Annotated in this window: 1 pseudogene; it reads right to left on the reverse strand. The window is 34.6% G+C overall.

The features are described 5' to 3' along the window. Positions 1-107: 107 nt before the first annotated feature. Positions 108-408, reverse strand: a pseudogene (locus FS608_RS29765) (transposase); the annotation flags it as partial.

Raw genomic sequence — 408 nt, forward strand, 5'->3', positions numbered from 1 at the left:
CATAAAAAACTTTAAATATCTCATGTTATACTAAAAAAGTGCATGCCAAATAACCTTCCGTTAGTCTGATTTTGGAAGGTTTTGTGTTATTTAGTTAGATATAGGTTTTAAGCTACATCTTGGAAAGTCGTTTTGTTTTTTAAAAGGGCAAATATCCAATGTAAGAGTTTATTTACACAAGCAATCACAGCTACTTTAAAAGGTTTTCCTTCTTCACGTTTCTTATCATAGAACTCTCGTAATTTCTTATACGGGGTATAATTTCATCACTTGTTTTGCTTTTACGACAGTCACGTATTGCACAACGAACAGCCATGTATAAGGCATGACGAAGCCTGCTGGAACCTCTTTTCGTAATGCGATTTTTGGTGGCTGTAAACTTGCCAGATTCAAAAACACTTGGGTCAA

This window comes from Bacillus sp. X1(2014), from assembly GCF_007678255.1.